Here is a 17,680-nt window from a genome sequence, read left to right as displayed (position 1 = left end):
TTTTCCTGGCACGCAAAGCTGAGCTCAAGACATCTCCTTGGGTCGGTGACTGGGTGACAGGTTCAGGCGGCGGCAGCTGAAGCCGCGATTCCGTCGAGAATATCGTGTTCGGAAGCAATCAGAACCATTTCGCGGTTCCCACTGGCCTTTTCAAGGTAATGAAGGATGCGTTGCACAATGGCTGCGCCAGCTTGGATCACATCAACTCGTCCCGGATGCATGAAGCCCAGTGCCGCGCGCTCTTCCCGGCTGTAGGAAAGCATGCTGGCGGTGGCTTGGCGCATCTGGGCGAAGCTCAGCTGCGCACCATGGATCTTTTCCGACTCGTACTGCTTCAATCCCAGGGCCTGGGCGGTGAGCGTCGTGAAAGTGCCTGCAACCATGATCACCGCGTCGACCTGCGCAACGTCAACCGATCCGGCCAAGGATTCCAAGGTGCTGTCCATGAATTCCAAGGCCTGGTCCGAACGCAATCCCGCTTGGTGGAACCGTTCGGTAACGCGCACACAACCCATGTCCAGGCTCTTGGCTGCCAACGGGCCGGTGGCATCACCGAGAACGAATTCAGTGGATCCACCACCGAGGTCGATCACCAGGCTCTTGCCGCTTTGCCCGTCCCGAACTGAAGCCGCACCGGCAAAGGACAGGGAGGCTTCTTCTTCACCGCTGATCACTTCCGGGGCGACGCCCAGGATCTTGGTGATCCGCTCGGTGAAGACCTCGCGATTCGATGCATCGCGGGCCGCCGAGGTCGCTGCGAAACGGATGGCTTCCACCCCATGCTCATCGCACAGCTTCTTGTACTCGCGAGCAGCTTCAAAGGTGCGCTCCAAGGCCTCGGGAGCGAAAGCGCCGGTAGCGTCAACGCCCTGGCCCAAGCGCACGATGCGCATGGTGCGCAGCACGTCGATCAGCTGGCCATCGGCCCCGATGTCCGCGATCAGCAGACGGATGGAGTTGGTTCCGCAGTCAATACCGGCCACGCGCATTAGGCATCATCCTGGTCAGCGCCCTGTGCGGATTCACGCACGGCACGCTTCCGTGCGCGTTCTGCGCGCTTGGCCGCTGGGTCCTGCTGTTCCTGGGTCTTCACGTGGCGCGAGCGGTCACGGCTCGGGGCCTCGGATTCGGTATCCCAAGCACCCACGCAGTAGCACTTGTCCTTGGTCCACCACTGGGCAATCCCAGCCAGCGCTTCATCACCCAGCGGGTTCACGCCCTCGCCGGCAGCCAGCGAGTGCCCTACCAGCACGTGCAAGCACTTGACGCGGGTCGGCATGCCGCCAGCGGAGACCCCAGCGATTTCCGGAACGGCCCCGGTTCCCGAGCGCTGGCCAATCGCATCGCGGTTCGCCAGGTACGACTCGTGAGCAGCTACATAAGCCTGCGCCAGCTGCGCGTCCTCACCCAGGCGGTCATTCATCTCGTTCATCAACCCGGCAGCTTCCAACCGCGAAACTGCCGCAGTGATCACCGGGTGCGCCAGGTAGTAGGTGGTGGGGAAGGGAATACCCGAGGAAAGGCGCGGTGCCGTGGTGGCTACCAGAGGGTTTCCGCAAACGCAGCGCGCACCGATCTCCACCACATCGCGCACCGGGCGGTTCAGCTGGCGGGACAGGGTGTCGAGGTCAGCTTCGCTGGGTACTCGTCCGGCGGCGTCAAGGGCTTCGCGGATTGGCTGTTCAGTCACGGTTATAAGTCTCTTCGTGTTTAAAGTGGTTAGTCAGTGGCAGAACGTCGAACGGAGTCGAGCAGAGCATCAACCCATGGAAGTTCCTGGCGCACCTCGAAGGTGCTTCCGTTGCCGTCGGCGGGCGTCTCTTCATCCTTAGGGCGTTCACCCACCACCATGTAGAGCTTTTCACCAGGCATTACCAAGTTTATCCGCTCGCGTGCTTGCTGCTTGATGTACAGCGGGTCATCCCAGCGCGCGATCTCTGCCTTGAGGTCATCGCGCTGCGTCTCCAGCGCTTCGATCGAGGCATTCAGCTCATTCAGCTCCGCCATCTGCGTGCGGTAGAAATTCACCGTGGGAACGAGCATCACTGCGAAGAAGGCCAGGACCACGATCAAGGCGGCGATACGGCCGGAAAACCGGTGCGCAGCAACGGGTTCGCCCTCGGGGACGTGGTTCTGGCCAGACGGCTTCTGCCCCGGCTTGCGGCGTACGGCAGCAGAGAACTTCACCCGGTCATCGCGTCGGCGTTCGTTCTGCTTTTCCTTGGCACGTTCGCGCAGCGGCACCTTCGGCTTCGGCGCGTAATTTCCTGCAAATTTTTTCGGCTCACGTGACGCATCTGACGCTGGGCGTGCCGTCGATTTCGGCTGTGCTGCAACGCTTCTGGGCTTCTGCGCAGCGGGAGCGGCCTTCGGTGGGCGCGGCGTTGCAGGAGTTTGCCTGGCCTGCGCTTGTGGCTTGACGATGCGCAGAGCGTCGGTAGGCGGTTCAGCTTCGGAACCTGCGCCGTCATGTTTCGTCTGGTCAACCGGGGTTATTACGGCTTCTTCGGCCGGATCCGGAGTATTACGGCGAGGCATTCGCGGTGGTCGCTGAGCCATACTCCCCCAATTCCCGTGGTGCTTTTCGTGCGGTGTTGCCGTGGACTAGGCAAGATAATTCCATTAAATAACGAAAAGCCCGCCGGTATCCACTACCGACGAGCTTATTCGCTATTACTGAAAATTAGCTGTTGAAACGCGGGAACGCGCTACGGCCAGCGTAGACCGCCGAGGCGCCCAGGTCTTCTTCGATGCGCAGCAGCTGGTTGTACTTGGCTACGCGCTCGGAGCGAGCTGGTGCACCGGTCTTGATCTGCCCGGCGTTGGTTGCCACGCAGATGTCAGCGATGGTGACATCTTCGGTTTCACCCGAACGGTGCGAGGTGATGGTGGTGTACCCGGCACGCTGCGCCATGGTCACTGCATCAATGGTTTCGGTCAGGGTGCCAATCTGGTTGACCTTCACCAGCAGCGAGTTGGCGGTGCCCTTGGCGATGCCGTCGGCCAGGCGCTGCGGGTTGGTGACGAACAGGTCGTCGCCTACCAGCTGCACCTTGTCGCCAATGGCGTCGGTCAGGGTCTTCCAGCCATCCCAGTCGTCTTCATCCAGTGGATCCTCGATCGAAACCAATGGGAAGTCGGCAACCAGGCCAGCGTAGTAGTCGCTCATTTCCTGGGCAGAAAGCGCCTTGCCCTCGAACTGGTAAGCGCCGTTCTCGTAGAACTCGGAGGAAGCGACATCCAGCGCCAGGGCGATGTCTTCGCCCGGGGTGTAGCCAGCGCGCTTGATCGCTTCGGTGATCAGTTCCAGAGCCGCGCGGTTGCTTGGCAGGTTCGGAGCGAAGCCGCCCTCGTCGCCCAGGCCGGTGGAGAGGTTCTTCTCCTTCAGCACGGACTTGAGGTTGTGGTAGACCTCGACGCCCCAGCGCAGGCCCTCGGAGAAGGTCGGCGCGCCGAGCGGGGCGATCATGAATTCCTGGATGTCCACGTCGGAGTCGGCGTGGGAGCCGCCGTTGAGGATGTTCATCAGTGGCACTGGCAGTACGTGCGCGTTAGGGCCGCCCAGGTACTTGAACAGTGGCAGGTTGGCGCTCACTGCAGCGGCGTTGGCCACTGCCAGGGAGACGCCGAGGATGGCGTTTGCACCCAGCTTGGACTTGTTGGCAGTGCCGTCCAGTTCAATCATGGTGGCATCGATGGCGCGCTGGTCGGTGGCGTCAAGGCCCTCCAGCTCGTCGGCGATTTCGTCGATGACGGACTCTACAGCACCCAGTACGCCCTTGCCGAGATACCGGTCTTTGTCGCCGTCGCGACGCTCAGCTGCTTCGAAAGCGCCGGTGGATGCACCGGAAGGAACAGCAGCACGGCCATGCGAGCCGTCGGATAGCAGGACCTCGACCTCGACGGTCGGATTGCCGCGGGAATCAAGGATTTCGCGCGCGTGAATGGCGTCAATCAATGCCATGAGTATGGACTCCTTGTAGAAAAGGGGTGGTCTTGGGGCAGGTCAACCAGCGGTCGCTGATAAGACCGTCGGCGCCATTGCCTGTCTCTAGCCTAGCGCTTCGAAGGTGATTTGGGCGATGTTGTTGCGCCAGTTTCCGCGCCGTATTGCTGGCCCAGGGCCGCGCGCAGCACCGATTCGGCATCCAGGCCCAGCTCCTCGGCCCTCGCTGACAGGGCCATTAATTCCTTGGCCAGGGAGAACTCGTCGACGATTCGCTCACGAACCTGCTCGGTGACTAGCCCGGCCGCGGGCTGTGCCGATCCTGCTCTGGCATGGCGATCAAGCAATTTCTGCGCGAGCGCCAGGGACGGCAGCCCAGCCGGCAGTCCCGCGTTCTTCCGCTTCTTCGGCTGGCCGGCGCGTTCGGCCTGCTTCGCCGCATCCCACACGCGGATAATCTCATCCACATCCGTGATGACGTCCTGGCGGACCTGGCCCTGCTCGTCGAAAATATGCCGGTTGCGGCGCAATAGCTTCGCATTCAGCGTTTCGGCGACATCTTCCAGGCCGAAATGGTCTTGCTCCTCGGCGATCAGCGATTGCAGCAGGATCTGGAAGAACAAGTCCCCCAGCTCCTCCTTCAACAGATCCGGGTTCCGTTCAGCGATAGCGTCCAGCACTTCATAGCTTTCCTCGATGAGGTAGGTGCGCAGCGACTCGTGAGTCAGCGCGCCAGTCCAGGCGCATCTGCTGCGAAGGGTCCGTACGGTGGCGTTGAGCTGGTCTAGCTGCGTTCTGTTCTCCGGCATAGGAACATGCTATCGAAGCGGGCTTTCAGCCTGCGGCCAAGGAGCTCCCCATTGCTGCCCATTCGGGCTAGCATGGCCGTAGTTCATCCCGACGACGCGAAGGATTGCCAATGACCGTCCAAGACACCGCCCAGCTGGAATTCCTGGATCAGCTTCCAGCCAAACTCTTCATCGGCGGCCAGTGGGTTGAGGGGCGCTCCGAGCGCATCCTGCGCACTGCCAACCCTTTCGACGACTCGCTCCTGGCCGAGATCCGCCAGGCCTCGACCGACGACGTCGACGACGCCTATGGCGCTGCCGCCGCTGCGCAGCCTGGCTGGGCGGCGCTCTCCCCCGGCAAGCGCTCGAAGGTCCTGAACCAGGCCGCCGACTACCTGCAGTCGAACTTCGCGGGCATCCTGGCGCTGTTGACCGCCGAGTCCGGTTCCACGCAGTTGAAGGCGAACATCGAACTGGGCGGCACCATCGCTGCCATCCGCGAAGCAGCCACCTTCCCCACGCGCGTGCACGGCAAGATCCTGCCCTCCAATGCCGAGGGCAAGGAGAACCGGGTCTACCGCGAACCGGTCGGCGTGGTGGGCGTCATCAGCCCGTGGAACTTCCCGCTGCTGCTGTCGGCCCGGTCCGTAGCGCCCGCCCTGGCCCTGGGCAATGCGGTGGTGCTCAAACCCGCCTCGGATACCCCGCTGGTGGGAGCCTTGGTCCTGGCCAAGGCTTTCGCCGAGGCTGGCCTGCCAGATGGCGTGCTGAACGCAGTAGTTGGTTCCGGTTCGGAAATCGGCGATTACTTCGTGGCGCATAGGACCCCGTCGCTGGTTTCGTTCACCGGTTCGACTCCGGTGGGCAAGAACGTCGGGAAAATCGCGGTCAGCGGCGAGCACATGAAACGCGTGGCACTGGAGCTTGGCGGCAACGCGCCATTCGTCGTGCTCGAAGACGCTGATCTTGACGAAGCAGCCAAGGCCGCGACCCTGGGCAAGTTCTTGCACCAGGGGCAGATCTGCATGGCCATCAACCGCATCATCGTCCAAGCTCCGGTCTACAAGGCCTTCATCGAGAAGTTCATCGAGCAGGTCGGCAAGCTCGGCTATGGCGATGCCGCCGATCCAGCCAACCTCGTGGGACCGATCATCAATGATGCGCAGTTGGCGTCGGTGAGCGGCAAGATCAAGACCGCACGTGGCCAGGGCGCCCGCGAAGTCCTGGCAGGTTCGATCACAGGCCGGGTGGTCTCTCCCCACGTCTTCGCAGATGTCACCAGCGGCATGGAACTGTTCCGCGAGGAGATCTTCGGCCCGGTCGTGGGCATCGCCAAGGCCGACTCCGAAGAGCATGCGCTGGAACTGGCCAACGACACCGAATTCGGCTTGTCCTCGGCCGTTTTCACGCAAAACCTGGAGAAGGGCGTCGCCTTTGCCCGCGGCATCAAGGCCGGGATGACTCACGTCAATGACATCACCGTCAATGATGAACCGCATGTGATGTTCGGCGGCGAGAAGAATTCGGGTCTGGGCCGTTTCAACGGCGAGTGGGCTATCGAGGAATTCACCACCGATCACTGGGTCGGCGTGCAGTCCACCAAGAAGCAGTACCCGTTCTAGGAACCACCTGCCCTTGGAACCAGCGAAGCCGCCCCTTGCTTGAGCAAGGGGCGGCTTCGCTGGTTGCCTGGCGGCTGGGTCCTGGAACTATTCGGCGACGTTTTCGTATTCGTCTTCCTCGTAGTCCTCGTCATCCAGCAGATTGTCGTAGTAGTCGTTGATGTACTCAACGAGCAGCTCGCGCATTTCCAGCGGGACGAAAGCAGCTTCGGCGGCGTTCAGCGTCAGATCCAGCAGATCTTCCAAGTCGTAGTCGAAGGCTTCTACCAGCAATTCGAACTCATCGGACAAGGTGGTGCCGGACATCAGGCGGTTATCCGGCGAGATGGTGACATTGAAACCGGTCTGGACCAGCAGGTCGATCGGGTGGTTCCCGATGCCTTCGCCGAATTTGGAGGTAGCACCGGTCTGCAGGTTCGAGGACGGGCAGACTTCCAGCGGGATGCCGCGTTCGCGGACCCAGTTCGCTACCGGGCCCAGCGATACCAGGCCGGTATCGTCGCTGAGTTCTTCGCCGTTCTCGTCGATAGCTCCGAACTCGATCTCGATGTCCTCGGCTACGCGGACTCCGTGGCCCAGGCGCTGGGCGCGGCCGATCAGGATGGCTTCCTTGATGGAATCCAGGCCGGCTGCTTCGCCAGCGTGCACGGTGGTTGGGAAGAGGTTCTCGGCCAGCAGGTCGAAAGCTTCCTTCATCACTGAGGGCGGGAAGCCATCTTCAGCACCGGCGATATCGAAACCGACGACGCCACGACCACGGTGGCGCAGGGCCAGCTTGGCGATTTCCACGCCTTGGTCGCTGTGGCGCATGGCGGTAACGATCTGGCCGATCTGCATCGGATGGCCCTCGGCGTTGAGCTGCTCGCAGGCCTGGTCCAGGCCTTCCTGGATGGCGTCGACGACGTCGTCCAGGCTCAAGCCTTCGCGGCGGTGCTGCTCTGGTGCATAGCGGACTTCGCCGTAGATGACACCGTCTTCAGCGAGGTCCTCTACGAATTCGCGGGCAACGCGGATCAGCGCATCTCGGGTCTGCATGACCGCGACGGTGTGCTCGAAGGTTTCCAGGTAGCGTGGCAGCGAGCCGGAGTCGGCTGATTCACGGAACCATTCGCCCAAAGCTTCTGCTTCGGTCTCTGGCAGCTCGTGTCCAATCTCGGCGGCCAGCTCGATGATCGTCTGAGGGCGCAAACCACCGTCGAGGTGGTCATGGAGCGAAACTTTAGGCAGATCCCGGAAATCGAATTCGGGATCGTAGTCAGTATGAATCATTTCTTCAGTCACACCACTGAGCCTAGTCGCATTTTCGCGGAACTGACAGCTCCAACGGGTAAAGATCTGCGAGCCACTATGTGACCCTGATCAATACGGGAGGTTAACCCTCGTCAGGGGTTGGCGGGACGGTCTGCCTGGCTGGTTGCACCGGGTGCCCTTCGCGCTTCGCCGCGCGCCGATGCAGGCGATCCAGCACCCAGCTGACGATCCGGTCGATGACGAATCCGAGCACTACGGCGATGACAATGGAAACTGCAATGCCCAGCAGCTTGTTGTCGTGCATCCAGTTGCCGGCCAGCGCACCGATGCTGACGGAGTAGGCAGCCCAGGTCAGTACGCCGATGGTGTCGAAGAGGGTGAAGCGCTTGTGGCTGAATCCGGTGGCGCCCGCGGTCAGGTTCACGGCCACTCGGCCAATCGGGATGTATCGGGCCGTGAAAATCAGCAGAGCGCCCGAGGTTTCAAGTTTCTTCTCGGCATAGTTCAGCACCCGCTGCGCGCGTTGCCCGCGCATCCACTTGAAGCCCCTGGATCCGATCTTGCGTCCGATGGCGTACGTGATCTGGTCGCCGAGCAAGGCACCGCCGGCACCGAGCAAGCCAATCAAGACAAGGTTGGGAACACCGGTGTGGACGCCGACCGCGGCCAGCGAAACCAAAAAGGATTCACTCGGGACGAGGGGGAAAATCGCATCGATCATGCAGAACAGAAACAATAACGGCAGGATCCACCATGCGCTAGCGGCCTGCGTGATTGCCTCATTGACTAATTCCATGCGTGCCTACATCTACTTTCCCAAGGCGCTCCATGCGCTGAATGTCTCTCCATTTTCGCTCGAGAACTCACCTGCGCGCATCCTGCTTACGTTGCGTTGTGGACAATTCCCATCTGCTACCCAGGTAGGAGTTAACTGACTAACGTTTGACTACGCCGTTATTGTTCCCGGGAACTTTCTGGGAACTTCCACTGCGGCAGCTGGCCTGGGAACCACAAGGATTCCAGGTAATAGCTACCGCGACTTCGAAGACGAACGGACCTGCAGAGCCCTCCGGAAAAGAAAAGCCCAGCTGCTGCAGGCAGCGAGGCCGGGGAAGAGCACTCGCAGGGCGACCAGGCTCCCGATGTTTCTGGAGCGGGGCACTGATTGCCAGCGGATCGGTCGCCGGCAAGCGAAAGAGCCGGGAAACACGGCAACGTGTTTCCCGGCTCCTTGAGCGCCCATCCGGATTCGGCTACTTGGCAGCGATGCGGTCCAGGATCAGGCGGGTGTCCGGACGGTCATCGGCCGAACCGATCATGATGGCGCGCTGGACCAGCTCGATGGCACGCTCCATCTTGGCCGGGGTGTCGGTCAGCAAGGTGGCAATCGGCTCGCCACGGCGAACCAAGGCACCTGGCTTCACGTGCATGCGCACGCCGGCGCCGGCGTGGACGCTGTCTTCCTTGCGGGCACGTCCTGCGCCCAGGGTCCAGGCGGCCAGGCCGATGTCCATCGCGTCGAGCTTGATCAGCACGCCCTCGGCGGGCGCCACCACGGTGTGCGATTCCTTGGCTACCGGCAGCTTGGCATCCGGATCTCCGCCCTGGGCCACGATCATCTTTCGCCAGATGTCCATGGCCTTGCCGTTCTTCAGCGCACCGGCGACATCCACATCCTTGATGCCTGCCCCGGCAAGCATCTCGATGGCCAGGGCCACGGTCAGCTCCACGACGTCCTCTGGTCCGCCGCCGGCCAGGACCTCAACAGATTCCTCGACCTCGATGGCGTTGCCGGCGGTCAGGCCCAGCGGGGTTTCCATGTTGGTCAGCAGCGCCACGGTGTTCACCGACGCATCGGTGCCCAGGTTCACCATCGTCTCGGCCAGTTCGCGGGCCATGGCCTCATCCTTCATGAACGCGCCGGAGCCGACCTTCACATCCAGCACCAGGGTGCCGGTGCCTTCGGCGATCTTCTTGCTCATGATCGAGGACGCGATCAGCGGGATGGCTTCCACCGTGGCGGTGACATCGCGCAGGGCGTAGAGCTTCTTGTCCGCTGGAGCCAGTCCGGTGCCGGCGGCGCAGATAACCGCGCCGACGTTGGACAGCTGGGAGAACAGCGCCTCGTTGGACAGGTCCGCCTTCCAGCCCGGAATGGCTTCGAGCTTGTCCAGGGTGCCGCCGGTGTGGCCCAGCCCGCGGCCCGAGAGCTGCGGGACGGCCACGCCGAAGCTGGCGACCAGCGGAGCCAGCGGCAAGGTGATCTTGTCCCCCACGCCGCCGGTGGAGTGCTTGTCGGTGGTGGCCAGCTTCTTGCCCGACGGGTCGGTGAGGGCAGAGAAGTCCATGCGTTCCCCGGAGTTGATCATCGCGGTGGTCCAGCGCGAGATCTCGTTGCGGTTCATGCCCTGGAAGTAGATGGCCATGTTCAGCGCGGACATCTGCTCTTCGGCGATGGCCCCGCGGGTGTAGGCGTCGATGGTCCAGTCGATCATCTCGTTGCTCAGTTCGCCGCCATCGCGCTTGGCGCGGATGACTTCGACGGCACTGAATTGCTCGGTAGCCATATCAGGCACCTTCCATTCTGCTGTTGGCCGGTGTGCTCCGGCGCTAGAAGTTGAGATTCTGGGGCCCGAACGCGTCAGGCAAGAGGTCGTCGATTCCCACGATTCCACGGGCTGTCTTGATCAGCAGCTGCGCCCCGCGGTGCTCGAAAAGCAGCTGGCGGCACCGGCCGCACGGGGTGATCAGTTCGAGCTCGCCCTCGCGCAGCTGGCCGAAGCACAGGAAGTATTCCATGGTGCCCCCGCCGGTGGCGAAGAGCTGGCCCACCATGGCGCATTCAGCGCACAGGGTGACCCCGTAGGCGGCGTTCTCGATGTTGCACCCGGAAATCAGGCGGCCGTCGCTGGTCAGTGCCGCCGCACCCACCCGGAACTCGGAGTAGGGCGCGTAGGCCTGGGACAGCGCGGCCGCAGCCGCAGCTTCGAGCTGCGGCCACGGCGCGTTGTTGCTATTCATGGGAAATCGCTATTCCTTCACGTAAGGTTCGCCCGCAGCTGCCGGTCCGCGCGAACGCCCCACCAATCCGGCCACCGCGAAGATGGTCACCAGGTAAGGCATCATGGCCATGAACTGGCTCGGTACCGGGGTGCCGATGATCGTCAGGATCACCTGCAAGTTATCGGCGAAGCCGAAGAGCAGGGCGGCCAGGAAAGCGCCGATCGGGTTCCACCGGCCGAAGATGACTGCGGCCAGCGCGATGAAGCCGCGGCCGCCGGAGATTTCCTTGGTGAAGGAGTCGATGGCCACCAGGGTGAAGAAGGAACCGCCGATGCCGGCCACGATGCCGCCGAGGGTGACATTCCAGAAGCGGATCGCGTTGACCTTGATGCCCAGGGTATCGGCTGCCTTCGGATGCTCGCCCACGGCGCGCACGCGCAGGCCCCACTTGGTCTTGAACAGGCCGAACCAGACCAGGAAGACGGCCAGGTACATCAGGTAGCCGATCACCGACTGCTTGAACAGGATCGGGCCGATGACCGGGATCGAGGAGAGCAGCGGGATTTCAATGACCGGCAGGTGCGCTGGCGAGTTGAAGCGCTCCGGGTCCTCCTGCATCACGGTGGTGAACAGGAAGCCGGTGATGCCCGAAACCAGCACGTTCAGGACCACGCCGACGATGATCTGGTTGACCACGTACTTGATGGAGAAGACCGCCAGGACCAGCGAGACCATGGCGCCGGCCAGGCCGGCGGCAACCAGGCCCGCGAAGGCGCTCTGGGTCAGCGAGGCGACCAGTGCCGCGGTGAAAGCACCGCCCAGCAGCTGGCCCTCGATGGCGATGTTGACCACGCCGGCACGCTCGCACAGCACGCCCGAAAGCGAACCGAAGACCAGCGGCACGGCCAGCACCACGCCACCGGCCAGCAGGCTGGCCAGCGAAATGCTGTTGATGTTGGCGCCGGAAACCACCCAGATCAGGAAGCCCAGCACGAACAGGACCGCCGCGATGGCGACCATCCAGGTGGCCAGGATCCTGCCCTGCTTGCGCTGCATCCACGCGTAGGCGGCAATGGCCAGCAGCAGCACGCCGAACACGATGTTGGTGATGCGGCCCGGGAAGACCAGTTCGGGCAGCTCGAAGGCATCGCCGGCGCTGTTCAGCGTGAAGTGGGCGGCTTGGTCGTTGCCCAGCAGGCCGAAGCTGAAGAAGACGATCGCTGCGATCACCGAGAGGATGATCGGGGTCTTCTTGCTCGGCAGGACGTTGATTGCCGGCTGCAAGGTGGAAGAGGTCACTTGGCACCTGCCTTAGTAGGTTCGAGCTTGGAGCTGCGCTTCTTCTTGCGGTTCATGCCGAAGATGGCCTTGACCAGCGGCGGAGCGGCGATGAACAGCACGATCAGCGACTGCACCACCGAAACGATGTCGATCGGGGTGCCGGTGGTGATCTGCATGTTCACCGCACCGGCCTGGAACGCTCCGAAGAGCAGGCCGGCGAAGAAGGTGCCCCACGGGGTGGAGCGGCCCAGCAACGCCACGGTGATCGCGTCGAAGCCCAGCGAACCGGCGATGCCGCCGGTGAGCACCTTTTCGGTGCCTGCCACCTGTGCCACGCCTGCGGCACCGGCCAACGCGCCAGCCAGCGCCATCGCGATGATGGTGGTGCGGGCCACGTTGATGCCGGCGGTCTGCGCGGCCTCCGGGTTGTGGCCCACGGCGCGGAATTCGAAGCCCACGGTGGAGCGCTTGAACATCCAGGACACGGCCAGCACCAGCAGCACCGCCATCACGAAGCCCAGGTGCAAACGCGATCCGGGGATCGCCGGGAAGATGGCCGAGCTGTCCAGGATGGGCGAGATCGGGTTCGTCTCGCCGGGACGGCGGAAGGCCTGGGTGTTCATCAGGAAGTCGATCAGGTACACGGCCACGTAGTTGAACATGATCGTGAGGATCACTTCGTGGGCGCCGGTCTTGGCCTTGAGCAGGCCGACCAGGCCGCCCCAGATTGCGCCGCCGAGCAGGCCGAAGACGATCACCAGCAGCAGATGCAGGCCGATTGGCAGGTGCCAGGCGAAGCCGATGTAGGCGGCCAGCACCGAACCGATGATGATCTGGCCCTGGGCACCGATGTTGAACAGGCCGGCGCGGAAGGCCACGGCCACGCCCAAGCCGGCGCAGATCAGCGGGGTGGAGACGGTCAGGGTCTCCAGGAACGGCTTGAACCCCTGCGAGGAGTTGTAGATCGAGCCGTTGAACAGCGCCACATAGCTTTCGGTGGCCGCACGCCAGAATTCGCCGAAGAAGGCCGAAGGCTGGGCGAAGAGGTAGCCGGCCGTTTCGCCCACCTTCTCATCGGTGACCGCAATCAGCAGGCCGCCGATGACCAGTGCGACGATGACGCCGAGGACCGAGACCAGGCCTGGTCCCTGGGTGATTTGGCGCAAGAGGTCATTGCCCGGCTTGCCGGAGCCGGGAACCACAGGTGCTTTCTCGCTCACTGCGCTTCTCCTTCCTGGTTGTCATGCTCGCTAGCTGGCTGGGCTTCAACCGGCTCGTTCTCCGCCTTCGCGAATTCGGCCTGGGCCAGGGCTTCTTCCTGCGAAACGCCGGCCATCATCAAGCCCAGCACCTCGCGGGAGGTGTCGCCCGGCACGATGCCGTTGATCCTGCCCTTGTAGAGCACGGCAATGCGGTCGGCCAATTCCATGACCTCGTCCAGCTCGGTGGAAACGATCATCACCGGGGTGCCCTTGTCGCGTTCGGCCACGATGCGGCGGTGCAGGAACTCGATGGAGCCCACATCCACGCCGCGGGTCGGCTGCGAAGCGATGAACAGCTTCAAATCGCGGCTCAACTCGCGGGCCATGACGACCTTCTGCTGGTTGCCGCCCGAGAGGCTGGAGGCAGGGTTCAGCGGGTTGTCGGTACGCACGTCGAAGCCCTGGATCTGCTGCGCGGCGTTCTTCTTGATCGCCTCCAGGTTCATCGAGATGCCCTTGCCGAAGGGCGGGCGGTCGTAGAGGTCCAGCACCAGGTTCTCCTCAATGGAGAACTGGGTGACCAGGCCGTGCACCGAACGGTCTTCGGGAACGAAGCCGAGGCCCGAGCGCAGGATCTGCTTGACCGACTTGCCAACCAGCTCTTGGCCGGCGAGCTTGACCGAGCCGCCCGTCACCGGCTGGGTGCCCAGGATCGCTTCGGTCAGTTCGGTCTGGCCGTTGCCCTGCACGCCGGCGATCGCCAGGATCTCGCCTGCATGGATATCCAAGGTGACCGAGTCCAGCGTGGTGGTGCCCGCCGGGTCGACGACCGTCAGGTCCTTGACCTGCAGTACCGCCTGCCCGGGAGTGGCTGCCGCCTTGTTCAGGTTCAGTTCCACGGCGCGGCCGACCATGAGGTTGGCCAGCTCGGTGGTGGAGGATTCCGGGGAGACCGAATCGATGACCTGGCCGCGGCGGATCACGGTGATCACATCGGAGACGGCGCGCACTTCGCGCAGCTTGTGCGAGATGAAGACGATGGAGGTGCCGTTGGCCTTGAGCTGGCGCATGATGTCCAGCAGCTCGTCGGTTTCCTGCGGGGTCAGCACCGCGGTCGGCTCATCGAGGATCAGGATCTTGGCCTCGCGCACCAGGGCCTTGATGATCTCGACACGCTGCTGCACGCCAACGGGCAGGTCTTCGACGACCGCGTCCGGTTCCACGTCGAAGCCGTAGCGGTCGGAGATCTCGCGGATCTTCTTGCGGGTGACCTGCAGGTCAAGCACGCCGCCAGCCTTGGTGGTTTCTGCGCCGAGGGCAATATTCTCTGCCACGGTGAAGACCGGGACCAGCATGAAGTGCTGGTGCACCATGCCGATGCCCGAGGCCATGGCGTCGCCCGGTCCGGAGAACTCGACGGGCTTCCCGTCCAGCAAAATTTGGCCCTCGGTCGGCTGGTACAGCCCGTAGAGCACGTTCATAAGCGTGGACTTTCCAGCACCGTTTTCGCCGAGCAGACAGTGAATCTGGGCGTCATCGACCGTCAGGTCGATATCTTTGTTGGCGTAGAAAGAACCGAAGGCTTTCGAGATTCCTCGTAGTTCGAGTTTCACGATTCCACCATCTTCATTGTTCGTTTAGCGAGGTTCTTGCTTGCAGGTTGTTTTGGCCCTTAGGCAGGCATAAAGCGCGTCACCTGCCCACCGCTGTATTGCGGCGAGCGGTGACGCGCTCCATGGCTGGTTTGCCTAGACCTACTTGGGGCTGGAGGCCGATTCGATCTCCAGCTCACCGGAGATGATCTGCTGCTTCAGGGCATCGATCTCCTTCTTGGTGTCTTCGCCGATTTCCTCATCGAAGTTGTGGAACGGTGCCAGTGCAACGCCCTCGTTCTCCAAGGTGCCCACGTACGGGGTCGAGTCGAACTTGCCCTCGGCGTCGGTGCGGATGACATCTTCGACTGCGGTGTCCATGGTCTTCACGACCGAGGTCAGCATGACGTCCTTGTAGTCGGGAGCGGTCAGGAAGCCGTCGGAGTCGACCCACACGAGCTTGGCTTCCTTGCCGCCGTCGTTGGCCTCGACCACTGCAGCGCCAGCGCCCTTGCCCACTGGGCCGGCGACAGGCATGACAACGTCAGCGCCGGAGGCGATGAAGTTCTTGGTGATCTGCTTGCCCTTATCCTGCTTCTCGAAGTCGCCGGAGAAGGTGCCGTCCTGCTTCTTCTTGTCCCAGCCCAGCAGCTTGACGTCCTTGCCCTTGTCTTCGTTGAACTTGGCAACGCCGTCAGCGAAGCCGTCCATGAAGATGGTGACGGTAGGGATCTTGATGCCGCCGAAGGTGGCAACGGTGCCGGTCTTCGAAGCGGCAGCTGCTGCGTAGCCTGCCAGGTAGGCAGCCTGGGCCGTGTCGTAGATGATCGGCTTGACGTTTTCGATCGGCTTCTCGTACTGGAAGTCGACGATGGCGAAGTTCTTATCCGGGTTGGCCGCGGCAGCCTCAGCGGTTGCGTCGCCCAGCAGGAAGCCGATGGTGACGGTCAGGTCGCAGCCTGCGTTGACCATGCCGTTGAGGTTGGTCGCGAAGTCGGCGTTCGACTTGGATTCTGCATCCTTGGTCTGGATGCCCAGGTCCTTCTCGGCGTTCTTCAAGCCGCGGAAGGAAGATTCGTTGAAGGACTGGTCGTCGAATCCACCGGAGTCGGACACAATGCAGCCAACGTAGTCCGGGAACTGGCCAGCCGAGCTGGTCTCTTCCGGTGCAGCGCCGCAGGCGCTCAAAGCTAATGCCGAGATGCCGAGCATGGCTGCAGCCATACCGGTCTTGCGCGATACGAAGCGCATCTGTTCCTCCAAAGAATCTTGCGAGATAATGCGGGAGGCAAGACACCTGACCCTCGTGCAAGGCTTCATTGCCTAGGCCTTACTCGAGCACACCAAAAGTCATAGCATTCCCATCGTTTCCATAGCCTATCGGAGATATGTCACAGGTAAAGACGATAAAGATTACAAACAGATAACTTACGGGCCGCAAAACGGCAAGCGCTTAACGCCAATGCCCAAGTCACTGACCGAATTGTTAAAGCGTCAAAGAAATGTTAAAAACTTTCGGGTTTGATGTGGCCAACGCCCTATTTGGCGTTCGCCTCGCGCACAGCCTGCATGGCGGCGGCCGCCATGATGCGAACCCCCACGCCAATGCACGATTCGTCCGGGATATAGTCCCCGCGGTGCAGGTCATAGGTTTTGCCACCCGGGGTGCGGGTTCCCAGCCGCAGCATCGCACCGGAAACCTTCTGCGTCATCCACGCGAAGTCCTCCCCGCCCATGGACTGCGGAGTCAGCTCGATGGCCTCGGCCCCGAACTCGCGGCGCGCGGCGTCCTCGATCAATGCGGTCTCCGCCGGAGCGTTGACCACCGGAGGCACTCCACGGGTGTGCTGCAGCTTGATTTCCACTCCGTAGGGAGCGGCGATCTGGCGCACGGCCTGGTCCAGCAGCTCACCGGCCTCGTACCAGACATCGCCGTCCAGGCAGCGCATGGTTCCGGCCAGGTATCCGGTGGCGGGGATCGCGTTCGGCACGCTGCCGGCATGGATCTGGCCCCAGACCACCGAGACGGCCGAGCGCACATCGACCTTGCGTCCGAGCACGGCCGGGACCTGGGTGGCGATCTGGCTCATCGCGAAAACGATGTCTTCGGTCAGGTGCGGGCGCGAGGTGTGCCCGCCCCGGCCGTTGACCTCGATGCGGATGGTGTCGCTGGCCGAGGTGATCGCGCCGATGCGGGTGCCGATATGCCCGGCGTCGATCCGCGGGTCGCAATGCAGCGCGAGCACCCGCGGCACGCCATCGAGCAAGCCCTGCTCGATCACCGACAGCGCCCCGCCGGGAAGCTTCTCCTCGGCGGGCTGGAAGATCACCCGCACGCAGCCATCGAGCTTGCCGGCGGCATGGATCCTGCCCAGGGCCAAGGCCACGCCAATCATCACGGTGGTGTGGATGTCGTGGCCGCAGGCGTGCGCCACGCCCTGGGTCATCGAGGCGAAGTCCAGGTTGGTTTCCTCCACCACCGGCAGCGCGTCGATGTCGGCACGGAAGGCGATGCGGATGGGCCCTTCGCCAATGTCCACGAAGGCGCCGGTGTCGGCCATTTTCTGCGGAGCCAGCCCGGCAGCACGCAGGGTCTCGAGAATCCGCTCGGTGGTTTGGTGCTCAGCAAAGGACAGCTCCGGGTTGCGATGCAGTTCCCTGCGGAAGCCGATCAGCTGGTCGATCAGCGGCTCGGTGAAGTCGCTGACGGAAGCCGGATTGCCATTTTCATTCACGGTGGACACCTTTTGAAGATACTCGGCACGGTGCAGAAAATGACAGTTTTCCGTAATGTTCGGGCGCATTGCGCAACATCAGGCAAGGGAAACGGGGCGCGCCGACCTATTGCCGGCCAGCTCGCCCCGTTCGCAATCCTGCTGTGCTAGAGCACCTCGGTAGCACCGTCGGCCTTCAAGGCCTCCACGGTCTGCTTGACCTTCTGCGCATGCTCCTTGGTGGTCACCAGCAACGCGTCGGCGGTATCCACCACGACCAC

General features: G+C 62.8%; 15 protein-coding genes and 1 pseudogene. 1 reads left to right on the top strand and 15 read right to left on the bottom strand.

Annotated features, from left to right (window positions below; all coding sequences use genetic code 11):
• Positions 1–62: 62 nt before the first annotated feature.
• From ACIP6G_RS11235 to ACIP6G_RS11215, 5 genes are all read right to left on the bottom strand, one after another.
• Complete coding sequence (locus ACIP6G_RS11235; protein WP_400290112.1) at positions 63–989, bottom strand: exopolyphosphatase; 927 nt, start codon at positions 987–989, stop codon at positions 63–65.
• On the bottom strand, positions 989–1,690 hold the full coding sequence (locus ACIP6G_RS11230; protein WP_105657439.1) for a DUF501 domain-containing protein: 702 nt from the start codon (positions 1,688–1,690) through the stop codon (positions 989–991). Before ACIP6G_RS11230 ends, ACIP6G_RS11235 begins: the two co-directional genes overlap by 1 nt.
• Before the next feature lie 29 nt (positions 1,691–1,719).
• Positions 1,720–2,559: a septum formation initiator family protein gene (locus ACIP6G_RS11225; RefSeq protein ID WP_400290110.1), complete on the bottom strand. Its 840-nt coding sequence runs from the start codon at positions 2,557–2,559 to the stop codon at positions 1,720–1,722.
• Positions 2,560–2,683: 124 nt separating this feature from the next.
• A complete protein-coding gene (eno, locus tag ACIP6G_RS11220) occupies positions 2,684–3,964 on the bottom strand; it encodes a phosphopyruvate hydratase (protein WP_105661703.1) in 1,281 nt (426 codons plus the stop codon).
• 92 nt (positions 3,965–4,056) lie between these two features.
• Positions 4,057–4,755, bottom strand: coding sequence for a MazG nucleotide pyrophosphohydrolase domain-containing protein (locus tag ACIP6G_RS11215; RefSeq protein WP_332489196.1), 699 nt, complete (start codon positions 4,753–4,755; stop codon positions 4,057–4,059).
• 110 nt (positions 4,756–4,865) lie between these two features.
• On the opposite strand from ACIP6G_RS11215, the gene ACIP6G_RS11210 reads away from it, so the two are divergent.
• Positions 4,866–6,356, top strand: coding sequence for an aldehyde dehydrogenase family protein (locus tag ACIP6G_RS11210; protein WP_400290107.1), 1,491 nt, complete (start codon positions 4,866–4,868; stop codon positions 6,354–6,356).
• Between the two features lie 87 nt (positions 6,357–6,443).
• On the opposite strand, the gene ACIP6G_RS11205 is transcribed toward ACIP6G_RS11210, so the two are convergent.
• The 10 genes and pseudogenes from ACIP6G_RS11205 to ACIP6G_RS11160 all read right to left on the bottom strand — a co-directional run.
• Entirely contained in the window at positions 6,444–7,625 is a 1,182-nt protein-coding gene (locus tag ACIP6G_RS11205) for an adenosine deaminase (RefSeq protein ID WP_400290559.1), read from the bottom strand.
• 103 nt (positions 7,626–7,728) lie between these two features.
• On the bottom strand, positions 7,729–8,403 hold the full coding sequence (locus tag ACIP6G_RS11200; protein WP_105657434.1) for a DedA family protein: 675 nt from the start codon (positions 8,401–8,403) through the stop codon (positions 7,729–7,731).
• A 457-nt stretch (positions 8,404–8,860) separates the two neighbouring features.
• Entirely contained in the window at positions 8,861–10,174 is a 1,314-nt protein-coding gene (locus ACIP6G_RS11195) for a thymidine phosphorylase (RefSeq protein ID WP_400290103.1), read from the bottom strand.
• A gap of 43 nt (positions 10,175–10,217) precedes the next feature.
• Positions 10,218–10,628, bottom strand: a complete 411-nt coding sequence (locus ACIP6G_RS11190) for a cytidine deaminase (RefSeq protein ID WP_105657432.1) — start codon at positions 10,626–10,628, stop codon at positions 10,218–10,220.
• A gap of 9 nt (positions 10,629–10,637) precedes the next feature.
• Positions 10,638–11,909, bottom strand: a complete 1,272-nt coding sequence (locus ACIP6G_RS11185; RefSeq protein WP_400290101.1) for an ABC transporter permease — start codon at positions 11,907–11,909, stop codon at positions 10,638–10,640.
• On the bottom strand, positions 11,906–13,111 hold the full coding sequence (locus tag ACIP6G_RS11180) for an ABC transporter permease (RefSeq protein WP_332489200.1): 1,206 nt from the start codon (positions 13,109–13,111) through the stop codon (positions 11,906–11,908). Before ACIP6G_RS11180 ends, ACIP6G_RS11185 begins: the two co-directional genes overlap by 4 nt.
• Entirely contained in the window at positions 13,108–14,706 is a 1,599-nt protein-coding gene (locus ACIP6G_RS11175; protein ID WP_400290100.1) for an ABC transporter ATP-binding protein, read from the bottom strand. Before ACIP6G_RS11175 ends, ACIP6G_RS11180 begins: the two co-directional genes overlap by 4 nt.
• A gap of 141 nt (positions 14,707–14,847) precedes the next feature.
• Complete coding sequence (locus ACIP6G_RS11170) at positions 14,848–15,936, bottom strand: BMP family protein (protein ID WP_105657428.1); 1,089 nt, start codon at positions 15,934–15,936, stop codon at positions 14,848–14,850.
• A 287-nt stretch (positions 15,937–16,223) separates the two neighbouring features.
• Positions 16,224–17,420: an amidohydrolase gene (locus tag ACIP6G_RS11165; RefSeq protein ID WP_105657427.1), complete on the bottom strand. Its 1,197-nt coding sequence runs from the start codon at positions 17,418–17,420 to the stop codon at positions 16,224–16,226.
• A gap of 146 nt (positions 17,421–17,566) precedes the next feature.
• Positions 17,567–17,680, bottom strand: a pseudogene (locus ACIP6G_RS11160) (mannose-1-phosphate guanylyltransferase); the annotation flags it as partial.

Source organism: Glutamicibacter sp. NPDC088483 (genome assembly GCF_044753145.1).
Taxonomy (GTDB): domain Bacteria; phylum Actinomycetota; class Actinomycetes; order Actinomycetales; family Micrococcaceae; genus Glutamicibacter.
This window is presented reverse-complemented; position numbering and strand designations above follow the sequence as displayed.

Excerpts from the sequence above, each read along its gene's own strand:
- eno (WP_105661703.1), bottom strand. The coding sequence starts at position 3,964 with ATGGCATTGATTGACGCCATTCACGCGCGCGAAATCCTTGATTCCCGC.
- ACIP6G_RS11170 (WP_105657428.1), bottom strand. The coding sequence starts at position 15,936 with ATGCGCTTCGTATCGCGCAAGACCGGTATGGCTGCAGCCATGCTCGGC.
- ACIP6G_RS11215 (WP_332489196.1), bottom strand. The coding sequence starts at position 4,755 with ATGCCGGAGAACAGAACGCAGCTAGACCAGCTCAACGCCACCGTACGG.
- ACIP6G_RS11225 (WP_400290110.1), bottom strand. The coding sequence starts at position 2,559 with ATGGCTCAGCGACCACCGCGAATGCCTCGCCGTAATACTCCGGATCCG.
- ACIP6G_RS11200 (WP_105657434.1), bottom strand. The coding sequence starts at position 8,403 with ATGGAATTAGTCAATGAGGCAATCACGCAGGCCGCTAGCGCATGGTGG.
- ACIP6G_RS11205 (WP_400290559.1), bottom strand. The coding sequence starts at position 7,625 with ATGATTCATACTGACTACGATCCCGAATTCGATTTCCGGGATCTGCCT.
- ACIP6G_RS11235 (WP_400290112.1), bottom strand. The coding sequence starts at position 989 with ATGCGCGTGGCCGGTATTGACTGCGGAACCAACTCCATCCGTCTGCTG.
- ACIP6G_RS11210 (WP_400290107.1), top strand. The coding sequence starts at position 4,866 with ATGACCGTCCAAGACACCGCCCAGCTGGAATTCCTGGATCAGCTTCCA.
- ACIP6G_RS11190 (WP_105657432.1), bottom strand. The coding sequence starts at position 10,628 with ATGAATAGCAACAACGCGCCGTGGCCGCAGCTCGAAGCTGCGGCTGCG.
- ACIP6G_RS11195 (WP_400290103.1), bottom strand. The coding sequence starts at position 10,174 with ATGGCTACCGAGCAATTCAGTGCCGTCGAAGTCATCCGCGCCAAGCGC.